Genomic DNA, 20776 nt, shown 5'->3' on the forward strand with positions numbered 1-20776 from the left:
AAAGCCTTCACCGGCCCGGATCAAGGAGAACCGTTCCGATGTCCAATCCCTATGCGGAGATCTTCCGTGTGCCTGGAACCAAGGGGTTTTCGAGCGCCGGGTTCATAGCACGCCTGCCAATAGCGATGGCGCCCATCGGGATCGTCGCGATGCTGTCCCAGACCCATGGCGAATACTGGCTGGCGGGGGCAGTAGCGGCGGTGTTCGCACTGACGAACGCGATTGCCTCGCCGCAGATATCGCGGTTCGTGGATCGCTACGGCCAGTCGAAGGTCGTCGCGCCGGCGACGGCCGTGTCCGTCGCCGCCTTTCTGGCGCTTGTGGCTGCGGCCGGTCAGGGCTGGCCTATCTGGACGCTGTTCGCATCGACGTTCCTTGCCGCGACGATGCCGAGCATTTCGGCCATGGTGCGCGCCCGCTGGAGCGGAATATTCCGTGACCGGCCGGAGTTGAACACTGCCTTCGCCTTCGAGTCGGCGGCTGACGAATTGATCTACATTGCCGGCGCCTCGCTATCCGTGGGTTTGGCGGTTTCGCTCTTTCCGCAGGCAGGCGTTCTTGCCAGTACCATATTGCTCGGCCTCGGAACTGCCGCGTTCCTGCTGCAGCGCTCGACCGAGCCAAAGGTCGAAGCACTGGCGGGAATGCTCGAGCGGGGGTCGGCCATCCGCCTGCGCCCAGTGCAACTCGTCACCCTGGCGCTCATCTTCGTCGGTGCGATCTTCGCAACAGCCGAAGTCAGTGCAGTCGCGATCACCGAGGCGTTGGGGCAGCCGGGTTCAGCAAGTTTCGTCATCGGTGTATATGCAGCCGGATCGTTCGTGCTCGGCCTGATACTTGGTGCGGTGAACCTCAGGATGCCGCTACAGCGCCAGCTATTGATCGCCGTCAGCGTTCTCGCAGCCACCACATTGCCGCTACTTATAGCCGGCGGTTCGGTCGCTCTTCTCGCCCTGGCCGTTTTCTTGAGCGGTATCGCCGTCTCGCCCACCTTCATCACGGCCTTCGGCCTCATAGAACGCCGCGTACCCGCATCGATGCTGACCGAGGGCGTCACCTGGGTGATGACTGGCATCGGCATCGGTATGGCCTTCGGTTCATTTGCCGCCGGCTGGGTTGTCGACAATTTCGGCCCGCAGAACGGCTTCTGGGTTTCGGTGGCCGCAGGCGTCGCGGCCGTACTGACCGTGACACTGGGGCAGCGAAGTCTATCGGGTGAAGGGGCGGACACGGCTTCAGGCCCTGTGCTCCAGCCGGCCGAGTAGAGGGCGGCGCCTCCAGAACATTGTGGCCTGACAGGTCCTCTGTATCGAGATCGGAGATGAGATGAAATCCGAACCGCTACGGCACCTCAAATACGCGCTCGCGGCTGCCGAACACGGCAGCATGCGGCAGGTTGCACGACGATATGACGTGCGAGAGTCAACTGTCAGCCGCAATATCTGTGCTCTCGAGCAGCAACTCGACATCCAGATTTTCCAGCGTAACAACAATGGTGTCCGCCTTACCAACGAAGGGCGGGATTGGATCGAAGGCATCCGCGGACACTATGATGGACTCGAAGATGCTTTGAGTGGGGTCGCGCGGCGAAAGGAAGCCAGCGGCCGCCTTCGGATCGGTCTCAGCGGTCCATTCGGGCGCGAGCTTCTGGTTCGTCTTATCGATCGCTTCGAGAAAACCTATCCGAATATCCAAGTCAGCATCCAGGACGGCGCCGCCCACAAACAGGCAATGGCCGTACGGCGCCGACACATTGACATCGCCTTCATGTGTGCATGTTGCGAAGCTTGTGCCTGCCGTAGCGAAGTGATCTGGGAAGAGGATGTGGCGGCTTTGCTGCCCGCGGAACACCCCCTCGCGGACAAGAGCGTTCTGAATTGGTCGAGCTTTGAAGGAGAGCGCCTGCTAGTGCCGCTGGGCGCAGACGGTCCCTTGCTCGACCCATGCATTATTCGTCAGATTACCAACGGCGAGCGCAGGCCAAGCATTGAACAGTGCCGAGCATGCCAGGCGACTGTGATGATGAAGGTCCAAATAGGTATGGGCTTCTTGGTAACCGGCGCAAGTTTCGCCGAGTGCGTGAGCATTGAAGGAACAGTCTGGCGACGGATTGCAGACAGCACCGGCAAGGTGAAGGCGGTCTGGCTCGACTCCGTTCCGAAAAGGGCAGTGCTGCGCCTTCTCGGTATGGCTCGGAACATGGCGAAGAAGCACACGCAATCTAGACTCGTCGAAGGGCATGTTCCCTCTGACAGCTTGCCGGAATAAGCCAGTGAAGGAATCTGAGCGAAACAGGTGGACGTTCCGACGAACCCGCCGATACTGCCTCAACCCAAACTGGCCAGAGTGGCTTGGATCGCCGAACGCCATTCGAAACTGGAAACTTCCACAACCGGATCGCTCGGTGAAATCGCAGGGAGCACTACTGTGGGATCGAGAGCCGCCAACAGGTTGAGGCTCGCTCTGTGGGTCGATTGCCTTGCGTCGTCTTCGAATGTCACAGAGGTCCAACTTCCACGCGCCGGCCAGATCGTGTCTCCCGTGAAAAGATAGGTTTGCCCGCTGGGAGATCTGTAGAGATAACAGGCACTGCCCACGGTATGTCCTGGCGTCGGAACGGCTTCGATGCCGTCAAGAAGGGTCTGCCGTTCCCAGAATACAGTGTCAGGCGCAACACCCGCCACTTTCTCGACCATCGGCGCCTCTCGTGCCTGACAGATTAGCGTCGCGTTGAAGCGCTCGCGGATGGACCGGGTCGAGGGGGACGCTTCGTGCCAATGGGAAAGTAGGAGATGACTGACGCCACCCAGTTCTTCGATGCGGTCGTGATCGGCGCGATCATCGACCTTCCCGACGGCTTCTCGCCCGGTGCTATAGAAAAGTACATTTCCAGCCTCTCTCACCAGCAGGTAGGCGTGGCATTGGCTGTTCGGAAAGCGCGACAGGGGATGTTCCGGGCTGGTCTGCCAAAGGTCATCGTATAATTGCTTCATCTCGTTGCCTTTCCGCATCGTTCGCCTCGCGGGCAACGTCCGTGCTGGACGACCCCCGTGATTACCGACCAAACAACATTCTGCGTTCCGCATCCGAAAGCGGCCTCTGCCGCGCGCCATAAACATCCTCTACCCCCTCATAAGTCCTGAGCGTTGCGGGACGGGCGCCGATCGCTCTGAACCAGTTGGCAAGATTGGGGAAGAGTTCGAGATTCAATCCGAAGGCTTCGTGCGGCACGATCCAAGGATAGCAGGCGATATCGGCGATCGAATATTCGTCAGCGATGAACTCGTGATCCGCCAGGCGCCGGTCGAGGACCCTGTAGAGACGGGCGGTCTCCCGCGTGTACCGGTCGATGGCGTAGGGCACCTTTTCCGGTGCGTGGACGTTGAAATGGCCGATCTGTCCGGCCATAGGGCCAAGCCCGCCTGCCTGCCAGAACAGCCATTGAAGGACCGTGTTGCGACCGCGCGGAGACGTCGGCATCAGCATACCCGCCTTGTCGGCGAGGTAAACAAGCATGGCCCCTGACTCAAACATGGCGACCGGTGCACCACCGTCGATTGGCGAGTGATCGACAAGGGCCGGGATCTTGTTGTTGGGCGAGATGGCGAGGAACTCCGGCGCGAACTGCTCGCCTTTGGAGAGAGCGATTGGAACGATCCGATGCGGCAGACCTGTCTCCTCGAAGAACAGTTTAAGCTTCAGACCGTTCGGCGTCGGTGAGAAATAGAGGTCGATCATGATCAAATCCTCGCCATAGCACTCGCGCTCGAAAACACGGGCAGTATGTCGTTGCAGCCACAAATGCTTGACGATATGGTTCCATGAAAGGTCCGATCGGCGGGAAGTTCATGGAGCCAATTCTCGACATCGCAATCGATCTCCCGGAGAGAGGATCGCGCGAAATTCTGCGGTCGCTGCACCGGCAGTTGCGCTCCGCTATCATCGACGGACGGCTTCAGCCCGGACTTCGGCTACCGCCAACGCGCGCGTTGGCAGAGGGACTCGGCATATCGCGCAACACTGTGATTGCCGCCTATGACATGCTTTTGAGCGAAGGATATGTCGAGGGACGACAGGGCGCCGGCACCTATGTCGCGGATGTGCGCCCGAGGCTGGAGCGACCAAAGGCACCGCTGCAGGCTGATCCCGTCTCTGACAAGCGGCTGGCTCCCACCTGGCGCGGTTGGCGACCGCTCGCCGAGACCTGCAGCGGAGAGACCTACCGCTACGACTTCGTGGCCGGCATGCCAGCTACAGAATTTCCGTTCGACATCTGGCAGCGCCTTTCGACGCGCGCGGCGCGCGCGGTTGCACGAAGTGGGGTCTATGAGCACGATCCTGCCGGCGAGCCGCCATTGCGTGAAGCGATCGCCAGCCACGTTTCGTTCGTTCGGGCCGTCGCGTGCCGGCCCGAAGACATCGTTGTGACGGCCGGCACGAGACAGGCAATCGATCTTATTGCCCGTATCCTGGTGACACCGGGGCAGACCGAGGTCGCGCTGGAAGATCCCGGATATGGACCCACCCGGCGGTCGTTCATCGGGGCGGGCGCAAAGGTGCTTTCCATTCCCGTGGACGAGGAAGGGCTCGTCGTGGACCGGCTCCCGCCGAGTGCTCGCATAATCTGCATCACGCCCTCGCACCAGTTTCCTCTCGGCGTCGCCATGTCGGCGCGCCGGCGCGCGGCGCTGCTCGATTTCGCCGAGAGCTTCGGCGCCGTCATCGTCGAGGACGACTACGATAGCGAATTCCGGCACGATCGCATGCCGCTCGACGCGCTGCAGACGCTCGACCGCTCGGGATCCGTTTTTTATGTGGGCACGTTTTCCAAGAGTATGTTCCCGGCGCTCAGAATGGGCTTCGTCGTCGTCCCGGAATGGGCGCGCTATGCACTCACGCTGGCCAAGCAGATGAACGATTGGCACAACCCGCTCATCAGTCAGCTCGCGCTCGCCGACTTCATCGCCGAAGGTCACCTAGCTCGTCACGTTCGCAAGATGCGGAGAGTGTATTCGGCAAGGCATGAGGCGTTGTGCGCGGCGCTGAACACCCATCTCAGCGATCGCCTCCGTCCTTTCCGTGCCCATGCCGGGGTTCATCTGGCTGCCGAACTGACTGTGCCCAAGGACGAACAGCAAGTGGTCGCGAGAGCGGCGACAAGGCAAATGAGGGTCGAGGATATGGCGCGCTACGCCTCCCGCGACATCGCCCAGAAAGGTCTCGTGTTCGGCTTCGGGATGATCGAGGCGGACAATATCGAGCCGGCAATCAAAGAGCTGGCCGGTGTGATGATGTGATCGGATTGGCCCCTGTAACTCTCCAGACCAGTGGTCGCGGGCCGGCAGGCTCTCCATATCGTCGAGAAGGTGCGCCCGCGGCTCGTCGGCATTATTCCGTTGTGTCTGATAAAGTCCCAGCGTCCTAAAAGCGCGCCGAAGCCAGCTTCCAACTGGCAAAACAGAAGAAGGCACCGAGACCGCCCTGGATCCAGCGTCGCGCGCGCAGATAGACGCGGCCGACCGGCGGAGCCGAGAACAACAATGCGTAGATCATGTGCCCGCCGAACGAGATCACGAGGCAACCAGCCACGACGGCGGGACCAACCCAAAGGGGCGAGCCCTCGCGCACAGCGAGCGACATGATCGCGATCCAGGTTAGGGCGGCCTTGGGATTGCTGAGTTGGATGATCAATCCGCGGAGATAGAGGTGTTTGGCTTTCTGGTAATCCTCGAGCCCTCTGGGAATATCGGATTGGCTGCTCAGGGCGGCACGGAAAGACTTGTAGGCCAGCCACAGCAGATAGGCTGCACCGGCGAATTTGATCAAAGTGAGTGCGGAAGCGTAGACAGCCAGCAGAGCAGTCAATCCCATCAGCGTTGCGGTCCCCCAGACCAGCGTGCCGCTGACCATGCCGGCCGCCAGCGTTACCCCTGGCCGGCGGCCGTGTTCCATGGACGTTCCCATGACGGCCAGGACGTTCGGGCCAGGACTGAGTATTCCCAGCCCGTATGCGCTCCAGGCGAGCAGCAGTCCGGGGAGATAGACATCGAACATCTGGTGGCTCCTTTTCCTTCGGGCAGGCTCGGCTTTCTGTAGTTGCGGCCGGGTTTGCGTAAACCGAGGCACACAGCCCGCTTATATTAGGGCCCTTTCTTGGTGCTCCAAAAGCTCCGCCATCCGGAAAAACGATAGAGCCAATTTCGGAATCTATGATCGGAGGGCAACGCGCCGGCCGCGGGAAAGCAAGGCGGGCTCCTGGCTAACCGACAAAATAGCGGCTGGGTGAGGTGCCGAAGGCCTCATGGAACGTTGCTATAAAGGCGCTCGGACCGGAATATCCCAGTGAATGGGCAATATCGCCGACCGGCTGACCGGTAGCGAGCCATTCAACGGCCTTCATGAGCTTGGCCTGGCGAAGCCAGGAACGAAAGGTCATGCCGGTTTCGTCCTGGAAGTGCCTTTGAAAGGTCCGCGGGGACATTGCCGCCTGCTTTGCCGTGACGGCTACTGGCATCTCCCGACCCGGATCGTCCCGCAATTGCCTGGCGACGTCCAGAAGCCGCGGTGAACGCGGCATGGGCAGATAGAGCGGTATGGCCGGGCTCGATCGGAGCTGGTCGAGCAGAACATGGATGATCCGTTCGGCGGGCGCCGAACCTGCCTCGGATCGAGGGATTCCCAGAAAGGCCTGAATCAGCTCCCGCAAAAGGGGCGTTGCCGTGATGACCGCTGTCTCTTCAGGGAGGTCGTTAACCGCGTCGGGCCGGAAAAACAGGTAGCGCAGCGCCGTTGGCTGCAGGTAGGTCACCGCATGGGGCACATTGCTGGGCACCCATATTGCGCGTTCCGGCGGCACCACGAAGCACCCTTGCTCCGTTTCCAAGCGCAGCGAACCGCTGAAAATATGGAAAAGCTGCGCACGAACGTGCGTGTGCGTCTCATAGACCTTTCCGGCCGGCTCCACCCCGGCCTGGCCGATCGCGAGCTCGGGCGTATCGCCGCGATTGTCGGTGCTCAGCTTGGGCATTGAGAGGTTTTCAGGATCAATCATGGCGCTTCATCGAGACTTTTTGACATTGTATCGATAACACGCTTTGGCGACGGCGGGCTAGACACGAGGCTAATGCTTCAACCACTAGAGTTCGTCAGCCAATGTCCATGAAAATTCAGACCTGCGACGCCCCCGTATCATCGGAATCCCGTCGCCTTTCCCATATCTGGTTCAGCTTCGTCGCTGCGATCAAAGCGCAGCATTTGCGATACGCGACTGAGCGCAAGCTTAATTTCCTCGGAGATCGCGAGCTTGCCGACATCGGGCTTTGCCGGTCCGATATCCCCAAACTCGCCCGCCTGGGGCCGACGGAGCTTCCGCTGATACGCGAAGAGCATCAGGCCAATTACCGGCAGCCCGACGGCGCATTTGAGGGTGACTGACGATGTTCCGGTACCTGGAAAACATGGTCGATCCGTTTGTTCCCGGGCAGCCGGAAAGGCCGGCGGCGACGGTTCGAGCCTTTTTGCTGCAGAATCTCCGCCCGTTTCGCGGTATCATCGCACTGAGTGTGCTGGCCTCCATCGCCTCGGTTGTGATCGAGCTCGCGCTGCTCGTCTATGTGGGCAATCTCGTCGACAGCCTGATGAACACGCCCAGGGAAACCCTTTGGGCCGATCGGGGCACTGAATTCGTGCTCATTGCCGTTGGGCTGCTCGTGCTCCGTCCGCTTGTCGCCCTTGTGAAGGAGGGTCTCGACGATATCGCCTTTCGGCCCAATGCGGTATCGCTGTTCCGCTGGCGAGCACACAGATATCTGCTGCGCCAGCCGGTCATCTGGTTCCGGCACCAGGCCTCCGGGCTCCTGGGGTCGCGCGTACGCGAAGTCGGAGTCTCTGCGGCTGGGGCGGTATATTGCGTGCTGCACATCATCGTCGATGTCGCCATCTACTTTGTCGGATCGATCTTGCTGCTTACGTCAGTCGATCTGCGACTGGCGTTACCGGTTGTGCTTTGGGCAGTGCTTTACGTTGGTCACATGGCCTATACGGTCCCGCGCTTCCGTGACAACTACGAGCGCTTCAACGAGGCGCTCGCGAACCTGACGCGGCTGTTTGTCGACAGCTATGCAAATATAGAAACGATCAAGCTTTTTGCCGATCCAGACAGCGAAGACAGGGAAAGCGAGAAGGCTTTCCGTGCGGCGCGGCGGGCCTTTCTCGATTTGCAGAAGTTCGAAGTGATCACGAATGTCGGCATGCTTGCACTTGGAACCGTGCTTCTTGTGGGGCTGATCGGCTATTCAGTCGTCCTTTGGCAGGCGGGCGAGGTCCCACTAGGTTTCATTGCTGCGGCACTGGCTCTTTCGCTGCGTGTCAATGGGATGGCAGAACGACTGCTCGATGCCATAGCCACTTTGTTCGGCTGGGTCGGTGCTACACGCGATTCCCTGAAATCCATTTCCCAGCCGCTGGCCCTGAGAGAACCTGAAGCCGCGACCCCATTTGAGTTCAAGGGAGGTGCCATCAGGCTCGACGACGTCGTCCATCGATACGGCCGTGACCATGGCGGCCTCGACCGGCTCTCACTTGAAGTCCGTGCCGGTGAGAAGCTCGGGATCGTCGGCCCGTCTGGCGCCGGCAAATCCACATTGCTCGGAGCTTTGATGCGGCACTTCGACATTGAAGATGGGCGCATAACCATCGACGGTGCCGACATTGGTGAAATTCGTCAACGCGATCTTCTGAGCCGCATCTCGCTTGTCGCACAGGAACCGGCCCTGCTCGATCGAACGGTCGCCGCCAACATCGCTTTCGGCCGCGAAAACGCGTCAGGCGCGGAGATCGAAGCTGCGGCGCGCCAGGCCCGAGCGCACGTTTTCATCCTCCAGCTGCGCGACGCGCAAGGGCGTACAGGCTATGACGCACAAGTAGGCGAACGCGGCGTGCAATTGTCGGGAGGGCAGCGGCAGCGGATCGCACTCGCCCGGGCATTGCTCAAGAATGCACCAATCCTGTTGCTCGATGAGGCGACATCGGCGCTCGACAGCGAGTCCGAAGCAGCAATTCTCGACACGCTCTACCCCATGATGGAAGGACGGACTGTGATTGCCATTGCCCATCGGCTTTCGACACTAAGCCGCATGGATCGGATCGCGGTCCTTGACGCTGGACGGGTGGTTGAGATCGGCACACATGGCGATCTGCTTGCCCAAAATGGCCTCTATAGCCGCCTCTGGCGCCACCAGACTGACGGCTTTTTAGGATACGGACCCGTGATCGGAGGGTAAAGGCCGGCTACGACGGGGAGGTAAGGCGTGCTCCTAGGCAATGGCGCGACCCAATCGCCGGTGTACGCGCCGGCCCAAGAATGGGTACCGCAGAAAAGAGGAAACGGTGTGACAGACTCACGAGGCACGCACTGGACAATCCATAGGCTGTGATGCCCTCGCGCAAGCGATCAGCAAAACCCGGCGACCGAAACACAGAACATAACCTGCTGCCATCCTGATTTGATAGCAAACACTGGCGGCGAATTCCATGAACGAACAAATCCTCGACACACTTGCCAATATCGGCGTGACGCTGGCAGCGTTTTCGGGCGTCGTCGGTGCCTTTCGCGCTCGCGGCCCGAACAAGTGGTCCCCGACCGAATTTCGCGTCCTCTGGTTTCTTATTCTCGATAGCTTCCTGGTCGTCTTCTTCGCGCTGCTGCCTATTCCACTGGCGCTTGCGCAGTTGTCACCGGGCGTACTGTGGGCCCTTTGCAGCGCATTTCTTGGCTCGTGGTTTCTTGTCGGTACGGTTCTTGCGCTAGCTGGTGAGCGCCGGGACCATATTGCCCGGAGAGCTGTCAAGGTCCCCGTGATCACGCCGATCCTTTACGGTGTTATGGTACTATTACCAGTCCTCGGCGTGGCGCTGTGGCTCAGCGTGTGGGACGTTGTGCCCCGAGGCCAGGCCCTCTATGTGACCGGTTTGATCGCGCTGCTGGTTGTCGCGGCGCTAGAATTCCTGTTCTTCATCGGCATTGCAGCACTCGGGACGGAGAAAGAGTCGGCGTTGAAAGAGAACTCCGACTGACACGAGACCGAGTGGCGTGGGTGGGCCAGCGGTGCCGACAAGGTCCTTGCTGGGATGGTGTCCCACCGCGTGGTTTAGCTGGCGGCATTGGTCGCCGCTCCCGACCGGAGAGCGCCGATGACCACCGCGCTGCACAACTACACCACGCCCCGAACCGTCAGCCCTGATGATCTTACCCGACGGAAATAGCCCGATGCCATGTAGGTCAGGACACAGCTACCGCGCGGCGATCGCGGCCGCGGCACCCGCCATCATCGACGCGCCGGCGCGGTTGGCAATACGCATGGCCCGCGCGCTTCTGAGCAGCCGGCGGGCCTGCGCCGCGGCAAACGCCCATCCGAAATCGACCGCGATCAGCACGGCGACCATGGTCAGCGTTAGCTCGGCCCAGCCCACCAGCGTCACCGATCCGAGATCGACGATCGTCGGCAGCAGCGCGAGGTAGAACACCATGATCTTGGGATTGCCGAGCGTCACCGCCATGCCGGCGAGGAACAGCTTCAGCGGCGAATCCGGCGCAGGCAGAGCCGCACCGGCATGGTGCACCGGCGCGGTCCACATCTTCCAGGCGAGCCATAGAAGATAGGCTATGCCGGCCCATTTGATCGCCACGAAGGCAAGATGGAAGGTCTGCGCGACCACCGACAGGCCGAAGATGGCCAGCGACAGCCAGATCGCCTCGCCGACCCACATCGCCGCAAGGAACGGCAGCACGGCACGCACGCCGCGCGTAAGAATCCGTGCAACCAGCGCGGCGATGCTCGGCCCCGGCGAGCCGGCCGCCACCATCAGCGCGCCGGCGAAGATGAGGAGTGACGAGAGGTCCATTTGAATGACTCCTTAGGTCGGGCAGGCGCCGACGCTGAACTCGTGGTCTATCACCGGGAGGCGAGGGCCGGATGCAAGAAGCAAGGCCCGCCGCACAATACTTGTCGCGACCCAATCGCCAGCGCTAGCGTCGGATCCGACCATATCGGAGCCGTTGCAGAGTGCTACGGATTCCGAGATGGAGCGATTTAGCTTAGCGTTCCTGCAGGGCCAGGCGGATGCCTAGCGCGCAGTAGATGCCGCCGACAGCCTTGCCCTGCCATTTGAGCACGGTCGGGTTTCGGCGCAGGAAGTTTCCAAGGCCTCCGGCGCCGACCGCGAAGACCAGCGTGCTCACGAGCCCCAGCAAGACGAAGACAGCGCCCAGAATCGTCAGTTGAAGCATGACCACGCCGTTCTCAGGCCGCACGAACTGGGGCAGGAACGCGAGAAAGAAGAGCGCGGTCTTCGGATTGAGCACCTCAGCCAGAACCGCCTGCCTGAATGCGCTACCAGCAGATATTGGCAATGCTGCGGGTGCAAATGCAGACGGAGTCTTTTCAAATATTGCGCGAATGCCGAGATACAGGAGATAGGCGGCCCCGACATATTTGATGATGCTGAAAAGGAGCGAAGAGGTCGCGATGATCGCGGAAATTCCGACAATCGCCATGAAGGTGTGGATCACGTCGCCTGCCGCGATCCCTGCACCGGTGGCGATCCCCGCTTTCGTTCCGGAACTCGTGGCCCGCGCAACCGTGAGCAGCGTGGCCGGACCTGGGATGAACACAAAGCCCAGCACGATGGCAGTGTAGGCAATCAAGGTGGTCGGGTCGATCATTCCGTGCCTCCGTCACTTTGTTGGCGGCTTAGCCATTTGCGGCCTCGACGGCCTCTCCGTATGAGCCAAGCACGCGCTCAATGAGGTCGCTGTCGCAGTACTCAGTTATCTCAGCGATCTTTCCGTCCCGGAAACGGAATATGAAGCAGTACTCGTTGTCGTATCGCGCCCCGCTCTTCGTCATTACGTCGCCGCGCACCTCGGCCACGACGAACTCTCCCTCGGCGATCAAGTTGACCGCATTTGCGCGGTACTCCGTCTCAAATTGGTTGAACAGCGGCCGAAGCAGTTTGCGCCGGACGTTGTCTTGCCCCTCGAAGCTGCCGGCCCAGCTATAGCGGCCGGCGAGTCTCCAGACGTAGTCGGAGTGCACGGCCTCAGCGAAGACGCTTCTGTCGCCCCGTTCCATGGCTTCGTAAATCTGTCGCACTGTTTCCTTGTTTTCCGCAGCAGGCATTCTTCAGTTCCTCCGTTTCGTCGGATGATTGTTTTCTTTCGGCTCACTCCGATATGGTCCCTGTCGCGGATTCGTCGTCACTTCGCCCGTCAGGGCAGTCTCGTGAAACCGTCCGCGCTCCACCGCTCGCTGCCAACTCCGTGATGCACGAAGAAGAGGCCACCTGGATCGTACCTGTCCTTGATGGAGAGGAGCCGTGAGTAGTTCGCGCCCCAGAAGGCGTCCTGCCAGTTCTCCTCAAAGAAATCGCTCTCCGATACGTACGACGCAACCGAAGGGACGAGCGTACGCAGTTCTCCGATCGCCTGATTGACTTCCTGCGCTCGCCGCCTGGCGACCTTTGTATCGGGTTCGTATCCAGCTATGCCTGGATAGGCTGGGGGCTCCTCGGCGCCGCTGATAGCGAGCGCGAACGCATCGACTACAGCAGGATTGGTGGCTGTATCGCGCGCGGCTTCGACGGCTCCCGGTGGAGCACCGGCCAAACCCTTGTTGAAATGCAAAGACACGCTCCAGTGCCGGCTTGCGGCAAAGAGCGCATCGATCAGGTCTCGCCGCCTGCTGTCCTGAAGAAGGTCAGATGAAAGCCATGTGGACCGATAGCCGTGCAAAACCTGCCCAGCCTGCTCGCGATCGCCGGCCCAGAATATGTTGGTGTCGGGCGCGCCGGGTCGTTCATCGGTAAGGACGATCCCGTCCAACTGCCCGAGATATTCCGGATCCCAGAAGTGCCGCGCCGGCACAGCGAGAATGGTCGGCTCCGAGGCCAGGCTGAACTCTTCCGATGCGGCCGCGAGCCAGTCGAAGAAGGGACGCCAGATGGTTTCTGCCTGTTGCCGGTCGAGACCCCGGAACACCATCGAAATCGTCAGACTGTTGTCGGGGCGGAAAACGATCTGCTCGCCCCAATGTGGGTTGAACAGCGTTTCACCGTAGAATTCGACGATCTTGGCGATCAGTCGGTGGTATGCGTGATCCGAGTTCGCCTGGATGTTCGCGAATACGCCGCCGAAGAATTCGGGAAGATCGTAGGTGCGCAGCGTGACTTTGGTCACGACCCCCAGGCTGCCGCCTCCGCCGCCCTTGATGCCCCAGAACAGGTCAGGGTTCATGCACGCGTTGGCGGTCCGAGCTTCGCCGTCGGCCGTAACGATCTCGGCCTCGAGCAGGCTCGCCGCCGCCATCCCGTAGGCCTTCGAGAAGTTGCCGAAGCCGCCGCTCTGAATAAGACCCGCCACCCCCACGGTCAGACAGCCCCCTCCCTGGACGTAGCGGCCTGCCTTCGTCGTGACCGCATCATAGACCTGCGCCCAGATTGCACCGGCCCCGACGGTCACTGCAGGCCGCGGTTGGACTTCTCCGCTGCAGCCCGAGGGAACGAATGCATCATGCACGACGACGGCATTCATCCTCCGCGTCCAGATCAGAAGAGAATCCGGCGCGTTTGATCGTCCCTGATAGCTGTGACCACCTCCCTTGACGACCAGCCGAAGGTTGTTTTCACGAGCGAAGTCGACGGCAGCCACGACATCGCCGGTCGTCTCGGCGGTAACAGCATAGGCACTTGGCTGGGACGTCCATGCATCGACCCAGCCCAGGGTCTGGGTCAGCGCGGGATCGTCGCCGAGATAGTACGGATTCCTCAAGGTCTCAAAGAGCTCAGCGCATTCAGCTTCACCGCTGTCGGAACACGACGTCAGCGGCGACTCCACTCTTATGAGGCGACCGCCGAGCTGCCGGCGCAAACCGTCCCACTTCTCTCCGGCGGGCCAGCCTGCATCGCCGGGACGCACCCGTGAAATCGCGCGCTGTGCCGTGCTGGCTCTCAGTGGGGAAGGCAGGAGCGCTGCAAGGCCCGACGCAAACGGCAACCCGGAAGCCGCGGCACGTAGAAAGCGTCTTCTATTCAGTCCGGTTTTCTCGGTCACACCGTCTTCCTTCAAGCTGCGGCTATGGCCTCGATTTCCACCAGCCATGTGGGATCGAGCGTCTGCGTCACAATTGCGGTGGTGGGGACGCGGTGTGTGCCTAGCGCCTTCTCTCGCGCCGCGCCGTTCGCCTCGGCAAATGCCGGATCAGTCAGATAGCTGGTGATGCGCACGATGTTGTCGGTGGTCATATCGGCTTCCACCAGAATGCGATTGAGATTGCGCCAGATGAGGTCGAGTTGTTCCTCGAGCGTCGCGGGCGCAACGCCAGCTTCGTCCAGCCCCATCGTGCCGGCGATGTAGAGCCAACGGCTGGGGCCCTGAACCTCCAGCGCATGAACATAATCCGGCATCGCGGCATAGATGCCGTCGGAAGGATTTCGGGCCATCTGTTTCAATGAATTCTCCTGCTGTTATCGCCCATTCGCTTCCGCGAGCGCTTAGCGGCGTGGAGGCGGTCTCACTTGTGATTGGTGATCCGCCGTTCGAAGGTGTCTGCCCGGCTCGTTACCAGCTATTCTTCCATCATCCATAAGCGGGGATAGCTTTGGACAAAGCCGTTCGGCGCCATTTCCAGCACCGCCTCATAGGGAACGGACGGCGCCGAATATTCGTAGATCGTCTCGCTTTGGCGCACATAAACCTGCGGCAACGCCGTGATACGGGTTTCGCCGATGTCGAGCCAGGCCACGGTCAGTTCCGCGCTGCGACCAAGCTCGGGCCCGGCCCGCCGCAGCTGAAGCAGATTGGTGGCCGGCGTGAAGCCGAGATCGAGATCCCGCAGATGTACGAGGTCAGGCATCTCCAGGCCGTCCAGCCGCCAACCGTCACTATCGCGGACGATTTCGTGCCTGACCGTGCGCCCGGCCACAAAACCAGCGATATACCCGTCAGTCGTGTTCCAATCGCGGTCGACGCAGACCCGGTAGTCGATACGGGCCGGCCCATTGGCATGCAGGAATACCGCGGTTCCTGTTAGAAGATGTCCGGTGCTCGAACGAACAAGTAGCGCTGCGTCGTGCCCCGCCGTGTCCAGCCGCCGCCACATCGCCCAAGCGACATGTTCCCCAGCATTTTCAACGAAGTGATTCTTCTCCATCCCTACCCATCCAAGTGCTGGCTCAGGTTCGTCAAAGCTAAGTGGAGTGCCTGGCAAGAAGCGCGACGATGAAGAGGACCATCGCGGCCGTGGATGCGACAGTTCGGATGTGGTTCCAGAAGGTCCAATCCTTTAAGTAGCGCGCCCATACGTCCGCCACGCCGGCTCCGGTCCGTGCAAGCTCGTTGTTGAGCGGCACGTTGAAGACGATCGTGCATCCGAACATGCCGACTAAGTAGATCAACCCGCCCACGAGTATCGCCGCCGAACCGGGTTCGCCCCAGCGGATAAGGGCGAGCACGGCCAGCACCGCAGCGGCGATGGTCGTGCCGAAAAAGAGTGGCATGAACAGTGAGCGGAGGATTGTCGAGTTGATGGAGTTCATCGCGGCGACGCCCTGCACCGACTCTATGCGGCCAAGAGCCGTCATGATGAAAGTCGAGAAGGCGAAGTAGAGCCCGGCAATTAGGCCGCAGCCAATCGCCGAGAACCATAAGAGGACGGAGACCAGAACTTGCATCAGCCTGCGATGCTCCATGCGCCGGACCCGGCAGCTCGCCTCGCATAGTCGGTGAAATCCAGGGGCCTGCGCCCGAGCGCTTCTTCTACTCCGCTCATGACTTCGACGTTGCGGCCGTCGAGTACCACCGTAAACAGCTCCACGAGCAGAGTAATCATCTCTTCAGGCGCATGGGGCCGCATCTGTTCGACGAACGCCTCCACCGGAATCTGCCGGTAGCGGATCGGTCGACCGACCGCATTCGCGATCTCGTCCACCGCTTCGGCGAATGTGAGTGCCCGCGGGCCCGTCACTTCGTAGAGCCGGTTGGTGTGACCGTCCTCGGTCAACGCGGCAAGCACGACATCGGCGATATCGTCGGCATCGATGAAAGGTTCGGGGACCGGACCGGCCGGGAGAGCGAGTTCGCCGGCGAGAATGCTGTCTCGGAATGCACCCTCGGAGAAATTCTGATTGAACCAGCTCGCCCTCACGTTCGTCCAGGACACACCGGATTTCCGCAGAGCAATCTCGGCCCGCTGTGCACCGGGTTCCCCGCGTCCGGACAGGAGCACGATGTGTTCCAGCCCTTCTTCACGCGCAAGGCGCGAAAGTTCAGCGATGTCTTCGTCGGCACCATCCACGGCAAGATCTGGCTGATAGGTGACGTAAGCCTTCGATACACCGTTCAGTGCGGAGGCCCACGTCTCGCGGCTCGTCCAGTCGAATGGGATGTCACTGGAACGCGAGACGGGGCGCGTGGCGATGCCGCGACTTCTAAGCAGAGTGTTGACACGGGCGCCGGTCTTGCCGCCCCCGCCGACAATGAGAATGGGTCGGTTATCCGTCATGTCTGTTTCCTCAAGGGGTTGGCAATTGGCGCGGATTCAACGATCAATTCGTGCTGTCGGACTGCGGCAACTCAGCATCTAGGAAGGGGGCCACGAGTTCCGCGACGACCGGCGTTGAAACCAGATTGTAGTGGGTCGTGCCAGGCACGATCGCCAACCGCGCCTGCGGCCTCATCGAACCGTCAAGTCCGGCATCGCGCTGCCCACCGCCGAGAAGGCCCCAGGCCTCCATGATGTATTCCGGCGTTTGCGCGTCCGCGTCGGCAAAAACCAGCATGGTTGGCGACGAGATCGCAGCGAACTCCTCCGACCAGTCGAAGTCGCGCTTCAAGAGGTCGCCCATCTTGGCAAACAACCGGACCCAGTCCACATCGGGATAAAGCTCGGCCAGGGGTGATTGTGCGACGTTGGCACCGATCTGTGGCGCCATCGCTTCCATCTGGTCGAAAGCGGCAATGACTTCGGGGTAATACCCGCTGCGCTTCATGGCTTCGGAAACGACCACCAGCCGGTCGACAACTTCCGGATGCCGGATCGCCAGTTGCATGGCCACGCCGCCGCCGAGGGAGTAGCCCATCACATCGGCCTTCGCGATACCGAGGTGATCCATCAATGCCGCGATGTCGTCGGCCATGAATTCGAAGCGAAGCGGCCGATCGATATCCTTCGTTCGGCCATGCGCCTGCAGATGAACGAGGATGACTTGCCGGGAGCCGGCGAATACCGGCAGGCTCGATTCAAAGAGTTCGAACGCCGCGATGCCGCCGTGAAGCAGGATCAGTGGCTTACCCGTGCCGTGAACCTCGTAGTACAGCTCAAGCCCGTTGACGGGCGCATACCCGGCTTCCGTGGGAGTGGTCATATTGATTTCCTTCTGAATATCTTGCGCCATCGCTGGGGAAAGCAAAAAGGTGGATAAAACTGGTATTGCTGCTAGTGAGAGAAAATGCCGCCTATGCATCTCCCGACCTCCGATCTGTATGTTTGCGTGATAACCTGAATTTTCGAATGGCTCCCGAATAGGTCCAAAACTGGCTAACCATAGGGAACCAATTGAAGCTGGTGCTCCAGTGTTTGACGCGTCAACTTAGTCGTCGGCACGACGAAAGCGTTATCGATACAATGTCAAAAAATAACGATGGAGCGCCACGTGATGCGCGGGTCCATTCGGGCAATCGTCAATGCGGAGAGTTCTGAATCGCGTCCTGCCAGAAATGCCCGCGTAGGAGGTAAGCTTTCGGTGTCGCTAAGCGACGCTGTCATGCATGGTTGCCATCGGCACTCTTTGGCCTGCGGCACGACCGCCTGATGAGCGCGACCTGCTCGCGGCCCACGGCGACGCAAGCGGTCACATGAACGCATAGGTACATTTCAGCGTAGGTCCAGGCACCACACTATACCTCGATGCGGCGCTCTCTGAGCAGCATGTCGGATGAGGCGATCACCCGTTTACGGGAAAAATTGAGTGCATCGGGTACCGCGCTGATCGGTGGGATGCGAAGCTCAGACTGAACTTGCCGTCGATGACCGCAGCGCGCAATTGAGGTGCAGAAAGCGCAACAGGCTGCGCGATCCACGCTCCGCCAGATAGATCCCGACGCCGAGGATTGGCTCCATGAACTTTCCAAATAATGGACCTGCTTATAGCCCATCGCGTGCGGCAGCTTGAATTGGAACGATTTCGCATAGAACTGGTCCTGCAACAAGCTTTTGAGTAGAATGCGGATGGATTACGTCAAGTTTGGAAACCTTATTCTCCGGTTTATCGCCGAGTTGGCCGCTTTGGTTGCCGCCGGATATTGGGGGTTCTCCAGGTTCGACGATATTATCTTCAAATTGCTCTGGGGGTTTGGCGTTCCGTTCCTCATGGCTGCCGCGTGGGGGATCTTTCGGGTGCCGGGGGACGGCGGCGCGCCAATCGTCGCTGTTGGGGGGCAAATCAGGCTGGGGCTCGAGATCAGCTACTTTGTTCTGGCCATATACCTATTGGCCGCAGCTGGACGGCCCGTTCTCGCAACCATATTTGCGATGATACTGCTCGTAAACTATGCAATGGACTATGAGCGGGTTTGGAGTTTTGCAGTCGGGAAGCGCTAAGATTCCTTTGGGCGCATCGAATATCTTGCTTCCCCGTCGCAGGCTGCGCCCGGCTGAGAACGTCAGTCCGTATCTCAATGAAATTCACGCCGGATTGGCTGAACTGAGCGAATTCGAGACAAATCGGCGGGCATCGCGCGTATTGCCATTAGCGGCAATGCGGGCGGATTGGAGATAGCGGACCTCGGCGACGATTCCCTTATGCAAGCCTCGGATCATTCGCGCTCGGATGTCCGAGATGTTGGAAATGTCGGAGATACCAAGGAACGTTTCGCTTTCGCAAAGCCGCGATCCGTCGACATGAACCGTTCCAGCATCGGCACGATCAGCCTGGTCGGGTCGGCAACCGGCTGACCGGTCTCGCGGGCCAGCACCTCGGCATAGGCGGTAAGATCGCGATGCAGCGGCGCCGGCAATTCCAAGGTGACCTTCACCGGCTTGTCTTCGACGATGGGGCCGAGTTTCAACTTCGTCATGGTCAGCCTCCGGCTGGCTCGAATACAAGATCGCGGGTCACGATGACCCTGACCGGGAAACCGGGCCGGATGGTCAGTGTCGGCGCTACCTGCAACTGGCTCTGGATGATCTGTTGTCCGGCCTGATTGATGGTGTCCTGCGCGCCGTCGCGGATGGCGCGGATCAGCCGGTCCTCGTCGCTGGTGGCGAGTTCCGCGCCAATGCCAAGCAAGGTCGAGAGCCCGGCGGCCTTCATCAGATCCCACCAGTGATAATCGACGCCATCCTCGAGCCCGGCATAGCCGGAGGCATCCGCCCCGGGCAGGAGCTCCAGAACGATGGAGCGGCCGCCCGGCAGGATCAGGCGGTTCCACACAAGCAACACGCGGCGCTGGCCGAAGGTCACGCCGTCATCGTATTGGCCAATGATCCTCGTCCCCTGCGGAATCAGGAGCAGCGATCCGGTCGGGCTGTCATAGACGTTCTCCGTGACCTGGGCGGTGATCTGGCCGGGAAGGTCGGAGCGGATGCCGGTGATGAGCGCGGCCGGGATCACGGACCCGGCCTGAAGGACGTAGGGCGATGCCGGCGGCGTGACGCGATCGGGGGCAACGATCTGCCGGTCCACCGGCCCGTTGAGGAATGCCGTGTGCCGATCCTGCGTGGCAATCTGGTCGAGCTGACCGGTCAGGTCGAGGCCGGCGAGGTTCGTGCCGGTTCCGGGCGCGGCGCCCGTGCCCGGTGCGGTCTGGAAGAAGACGCGGCTCAATCGGGCGGCCTCTTCCTCGGCCAGGCGGCGTTCCTCTTCCGGATCGACGGCAGGCGCGGCGATGGCGGGCACCGTCACCGGCTGCCCGCGTGTCTGCGCATCGAGGATGGGGCGACCGAGGTCGCCGGGCAGCGCCGGGCCCAGGAGCGGGCCGGTATAGTCGGACGGTAGGCCGGACAGGCCGTCCGCCGTCGGCCGGTTCTCGGTCGAATAGAGTTCTTCCCCTCCCGGTCCCGCATCGCGGGTCTGGAGCGCGTAGATCAGCGCGCCGCCGATGCCAAGCAGCGCGACGGCGCCGACGCCGGCGAGCATCTTTCGTGACAGGCGGGTGACGTGCGGCGGTTCGGCACGCAGCCGCATCGGGGCCGCGGCGTCGGTGGTGGTGCTGGTGTCTGTCATGACGACGATCCTTCGGTGGCGCTGGCAGGACGTGCCCCGGTCGCCTGCCTTTGCTCAATGCGCACGATCCTGACGGTCTGCTGCCGGTCGCCGCTGCCAAGGCGCAGCTCTGCGGCGCCGAACAGGCGGTCGACGATCAGGATGTTCTGGTGGATGCGGCTGTTGACGATCTGCGGCTCGCCGTCCGCGCCAAGCACGAAGATCGGCGGCATCTCGCCCTGCACGATGCCGCGCGGGAAGACGACATAGACGCGGCGGCCGTCGTCGAAGACGGAGATGGGCCGCCAGGGCGGGCTGTCGCCCTGCAGACCGTAGCGATAATTGCGCGCCGCCTCGGCCGGGATGACGGGAGCGGCCGGAATGGTCTGGCGCTGACCGGCAGGCGGCGCGGGATAGGCCCAGGCCACGGCGGGCATGTAGAGCTTTTCCCGCGCGCGCAGCTCGATCATGTAGATGCGGCGGTCGGTGGTGATGACGAGATTGGTCGAGATGTCCGGCC

General features: G+C 61.2%; 23 protein-coding genes. 7 read left to right on the plus strand and 16 right to left on the minus strand.

Annotation, left to right across the window (positions count from 1 at the left end):
• Nucleotides 1-38: 38 nt before the first annotated feature.
• Nucleotides 39-1265, plus strand: a complete 1227-nt coding sequence (locus NUU27_RS16075; RefSeq protein WP_257763150.1) for an MFS transporter — start codon at nt 39-41, stop codon at nt 1263-1265.
• Nucleotides 1266-1326: 61 nt separating this feature from the next.
• Nucleotides 1327-2268, plus strand: coding sequence for a LysR family transcriptional regulator (locus NUU27_RS16080; protein ID WP_257763151.1), 942 nt, complete (start codon nt 1327-1329; stop codon nt 2266-2268).
• 59 nt (nt 2269-2327) lie between these two features.
• Here NUU27_RS16080 and NUU27_RS16085 read toward each other — a convergent pair whose 3' ends face one another.
• Both NUU27_RS16085 and NUU27_RS16090 read right to left on the minus strand, forming a co-directional pair.
• Nucleotides 2328-3011: an MBL fold metallo-hydrolase gene (locus NUU27_RS16085; protein WP_257763152.1), complete on the minus strand. Its 684-nt coding sequence runs from the start codon at nt 3009-3011 to the stop codon at nt 2328-2330.
• 43 nt (nt 3012-3054) lie between these two features.
• Nucleotides 3055-3738 (minus strand): glutathione S-transferase N-terminal domain-containing protein, encoded by a 684-nt coding sequence (locus tag NUU27_RS16090; protein WP_257763153.1) that lies wholly within the window; start codon nt 3736-3738, stop codon nt 3055-3057.
• 83 nt (nt 3739-3821) lie between these two features.
• Here NUU27_RS16090 and NUU27_RS16095 point away from each other — a divergent pair, with 83 nt between their 5' ends.
• Nucleotides 3822-5297 carry a PLP-dependent aminotransferase family protein gene (locus NUU27_RS16095; RefSeq protein WP_257763154.1) on the plus strand — a complete coding sequence of 492 codons (1476 nt, stop codon included), beginning with the start codon at nt 3822-3824 and terminating at the stop codon, nt 5295-5297.
• Nucleotides 5298-5421: 124 nt separating this feature from the next.
• Here NUU27_RS16095 and NUU27_RS16100 read toward each other — a convergent pair whose 3' ends face one another.
• Both NUU27_RS16100 and NUU27_RS16105 read right to left on the minus strand, forming a co-directional pair.
• The gene (locus NUU27_RS16100; RefSeq protein WP_257763155.1) at nt 5422-6054 is read right to left on the minus strand and encodes a LysE family translocator; all 633 of its coding nucleotides are present in this window, start codon (nt 6052-6054) and stop codon (nt 5422-5424) included.
• A gap of 205 nt (nt 6055-6259) precedes the next feature.
• Complete coding sequence (locus tag NUU27_RS16105; RefSeq protein WP_257763156.1) at nt 6260-7051, minus strand: helix-turn-helix transcriptional regulator; 792 nt, start codon at nt 7049-7051, stop codon at nt 6260-6262.
• 107 nt (nt 7052-7158) lie between these two features.
• Here NUU27_RS16105 and NUU27_RS16110 point away from each other — a divergent pair, with 107 nt between their 5' ends.
• The 3 genes from NUU27_RS16110 to NUU27_RS16120 all read left to right on the plus strand — a co-directional run bounded on the left by NUU27_RS16110 (nt 7159) and on the right by NUU27_RS16120 (nt 10074).
• Nucleotides 7159-7434, plus strand: coding sequence for a DUF1127 domain-containing protein (locus tag NUU27_RS16110; protein WP_257763157.1), 276 nt, complete (start codon nt 7159-7161; stop codon nt 7432-7434).
• A 2-nt stretch (nt 7435-7436) separates the two neighbouring features.
• On the plus strand, nt 7437-9281 hold the full coding sequence (locus NUU27_RS16115) for an ABC transporter ATP-binding protein (protein WP_257763158.1): 1845 nt from the start codon (nt 7437-7439) through the stop codon (nt 9279-9281).
• A 250-nt stretch (nt 9282-9531) separates the two neighbouring features.
• Nucleotides 9532-10074 (plus strand): hypothetical protein, encoded by a 543-nt coding sequence (locus tag NUU27_RS16120; RefSeq protein ID WP_257763159.1) that lies wholly within the window; start codon nt 9532-9534, stop codon nt 10072-10074.
• 216 nt (nt 10075-10290) lie between these two features.
• Here NUU27_RS16120 and NUU27_RS16125 read toward each other — a convergent pair whose 3' ends face one another.
• From NUU27_RS16125 to NUU27_RS16165, 9 genes are all read right to left on the minus strand, one after another.
• Complete coding sequence (locus NUU27_RS16125; RefSeq protein ID WP_257763160.1) at nt 10291-10902, minus strand: LysE family translocator; 612 nt, start codon at nt 10900-10902, stop codon at nt 10291-10293.
• Nucleotides 10903-11095: 193 nt separating this feature from the next.
• Nucleotides 11096-11722 (minus strand): LysE family translocator, encoded by a 627-nt coding sequence (locus NUU27_RS16130; RefSeq protein WP_257763161.1) that lies wholly within the window; start codon nt 11720-11722, stop codon nt 11096-11098.
• 28 nt (nt 11723-11750) lie between these two features.
• A complete protein-coding gene (locus tag NUU27_RS16135) occupies nt 11751-12179 on the minus strand; it encodes a nuclear transport factor 2 family protein (protein ID WP_257763162.1) in 429 nt (142 codons plus the stop codon).
• Nucleotides 12180-12268: 89 nt separating this feature from the next.
• Entirely contained in the window at nt 12269-14107 is a 1839-nt protein-coding gene (locus NUU27_RS16140; protein ID WP_257763163.1) for an FAD-binding oxidoreductase, read from the minus strand.
• 11 nt (nt 14108-14118) lie between these two features.
• A complete protein-coding gene (locus NUU27_RS16145) occupies nt 14119-14505 on the minus strand; it encodes a RidA family protein (RefSeq protein WP_308219974.1) in 387 nt (128 codons plus the stop codon).
• A gap of 116 nt (nt 14506-14621) precedes the next feature.
• Complete coding sequence (locus NUU27_RS16150) at nt 14622-15206, minus strand: putative glycolipid-binding domain-containing protein (protein ID WP_257763164.1); 585 nt, start codon at nt 15204-15206, stop codon at nt 14622-14624.
• Nucleotides 15207-15243: 37 nt separating this feature from the next.
• Nucleotides 15244-15726, minus strand: coding sequence for a DUF1772 domain-containing protein (locus NUU27_RS16155; RefSeq protein WP_257763166.1), 483 nt, complete (start codon nt 15724-15726; stop codon nt 15244-15246).
• A complete protein-coding gene (locus tag NUU27_RS16160) occupies nt 15726-16556 on the minus strand; it encodes an NmrA family transcriptional regulator (protein WP_257763167.1) in 831 nt (276 codons plus the stop codon). The genes NUU27_RS16155 and NUU27_RS16160 overlap by 1 nt, the downstream gene beginning before the upstream one ends.
• 43 nt (nt 16557-16599) lie before the next feature.
• Nucleotides 16600-17418: an alpha/beta fold hydrolase gene (locus tag NUU27_RS16165; RefSeq protein WP_257763169.1), complete on the minus strand. Its 819-nt coding sequence runs from the start codon at nt 17416-17418 to the stop codon at nt 16600-16602.
• 863 nt (nt 17419-18281) lie between these two features.
• Between NUU27_RS16165 and NUU27_RS16170 the strand changes: the two genes are divergently transcribed.
• Complete coding sequence (locus NUU27_RS16170; RefSeq protein ID WP_257763170.1) at nt 18282-18653, plus strand: YrdB family protein; 372 nt, start codon at nt 18282-18284, stop codon at nt 18651-18653.
• A 215-nt stretch (nt 18654-18868) separates the two neighbouring features.
• Here the strand turns inward: NUU27_RS16170 and NUU27_RS16175 are convergent, their stop codons facing one another.
• From NUU27_RS16175 to NUU27_RS16185, 3 genes are all read right to left on the minus strand, one after another.
• Entirely contained in the window at nt 18869-19129 is a 261-nt protein-coding gene (locus NUU27_RS16175; RefSeq protein ID WP_257763171.1) for a DUF2274 domain-containing protein, read from the minus strand.
• 2 nt (nt 19130-19131) lie between these two features.
• Nucleotides 19132-20277: a TrbI/VirB10 family protein gene (locus NUU27_RS16180; RefSeq protein WP_257763172.1), complete on the minus strand. Its 1146-nt coding sequence runs from the start codon at nt 20275-20277 to the stop codon at nt 19132-19134.
• The coding region (locus NUU27_RS16185; RefSeq protein WP_257763173.1) for a TrbG/VirB9 family P-type conjugative transfer protein at nt 20274-20776 on the minus strand (503 nt) is incomplete at its 5' end. The genes NUU27_RS16185 and NUU27_RS16180, both read right to left, overlap by 4 nt.

This window comes from Nitratireductor sp. ZSWI3, assembly GCF_024655565.1.
Lineage (GTDB): Bacteria > Pseudomonadota > Alphaproteobacteria > Rhizobiales > Rhizobiaceae > Nitratireductor.

Excerpts from the sequence above, each read along its gene's own strand:
- NUU27_RS16120 (WP_257763159.1), top strand. The coding sequence starts at position 9,532 with ATGAACGAACAAATCCTCGACACACTTGCCAATATCGGCGTGACGCTG.
- NUU27_RS16125 (WP_257763160.1), bottom strand. The coding sequence starts at position 10,902 with ATGGACCTCTCGTCACTCCTCATCTTCGCCGGCGCGCTGATGGTGGCG.
- NUU27_RS16135 (WP_257763162.1), bottom strand. The coding sequence starts at position 12,179 with ATGCCTGCTGCGGAAAACAAGGAAACAGTGCGACAGATTTACGAAGCC.
- NUU27_RS16075 (WP_257763150.1), top strand. The coding sequence starts at position 39 with ATGTCCAATCCCTATGCGGAGATCTTCCGTGTGCCTGGAACCAAGGGG.
- NUU27_RS16080 (WP_257763151.1), top strand. The coding sequence starts at position 1,327 with ATGAAATCCGAACCGCTACGGCACCTCAAATACGCGCTCGCGGCTGCC.
- NUU27_RS16155 (WP_257763166.1), bottom strand. The coding sequence starts at position 15,726 with ATGCAAGTTCTGGTCTCCGTCCTCTTATGGTTCTCGGCGATTGGCTGC.
- NUU27_RS16150 (WP_257763164.1), bottom strand. The coding sequence starts at position 15,206 with ATGGAGAAGAATCACTTCGTTGAAAATGCTGGGGAACATGTCGCTTGG.
- NUU27_RS16160 (WP_257763167.1), bottom strand. The coding sequence starts at position 16,556 with ATGACGGATAACCGACCCATTCTCATTGTCGGCGGGGGCGGCAAGACC.
- NUU27_RS16095 (WP_257763154.1), top strand. The coding sequence starts at position 3,822 with ATGAAAGGTCCGATCGGCGGGAAGTTCATGGAGCCAATTCTCGACATC.
- NUU27_RS16110 (WP_257763157.1), top strand. The coding sequence starts at position 7,159 with ATGAAAATTCAGACCTGCGACGCCCCCGTATCATCGGAATCCCGTCGC.
- NUU27_RS16180 (WP_257763172.1), bottom strand. The coding sequence starts at position 20,277 with ATGACAGACACCAGCACCACCACCGACGCCGCGGCCCCGATGCGGCTG.
- NUU27_RS16115 (WP_257763158.1), top strand. The coding sequence starts at position 7,437 with ATGTTCCGGTACCTGGAAAACATGGTCGATCCGTTTGTTCCCGGGCAG.
- NUU27_RS16165 (WP_257763169.1), bottom strand. The coding sequence starts at position 17,418 with ATGACCACTCCCACGGAAGCCGGGTATGCGCCCGTCAACGGGCTTGAG.
- NUU27_RS16105 (WP_257763156.1), bottom strand. The coding sequence starts at position 7,051 with ATGATTGATCCTGAAAACCTCTCAATGCCCAAGCTGAGCACCGACAAT.
- NUU27_RS16100 (WP_257763155.1), bottom strand. The coding sequence starts at position 6,054 with ATGTTCGATGTCTATCTCCCCGGACTGCTGCTCGCCTGGAGCGCATAC.
- NUU27_RS16090 (WP_257763153.1), bottom strand. The coding sequence starts at position 3,738 with ATGATCGACCTCTATTTCTCACCGACGCCGAACGGTCTGAAGCTTAAA.
- NUU27_RS16085 (WP_257763152.1), bottom strand. The coding sequence starts at position 3,011 with ATGCGGAAAGGCAACGAGATGAAGCAATTATACGATGACCTTTGGCAG.
- NUU27_RS16130 (WP_257763161.1), bottom strand. The coding sequence starts at position 11,722 with ATGATCGACCCGACCACCTTGATTGCCTACACTGCCATCGTGCTGGGC.
- NUU27_RS16175 (WP_257763171.1), bottom strand. The coding sequence starts at position 19,129 with ATGACGAAGTTGAAACTCGGCCCCATCGTCGAAGACAAGCCGGTGAAG.
- NUU27_RS16170 (WP_257763170.1), top strand. The coding sequence starts at position 18,282 with ATGGATTACGTCAAGTTTGGAAACCTTATTCTCCGGTTTATCGCCGAG.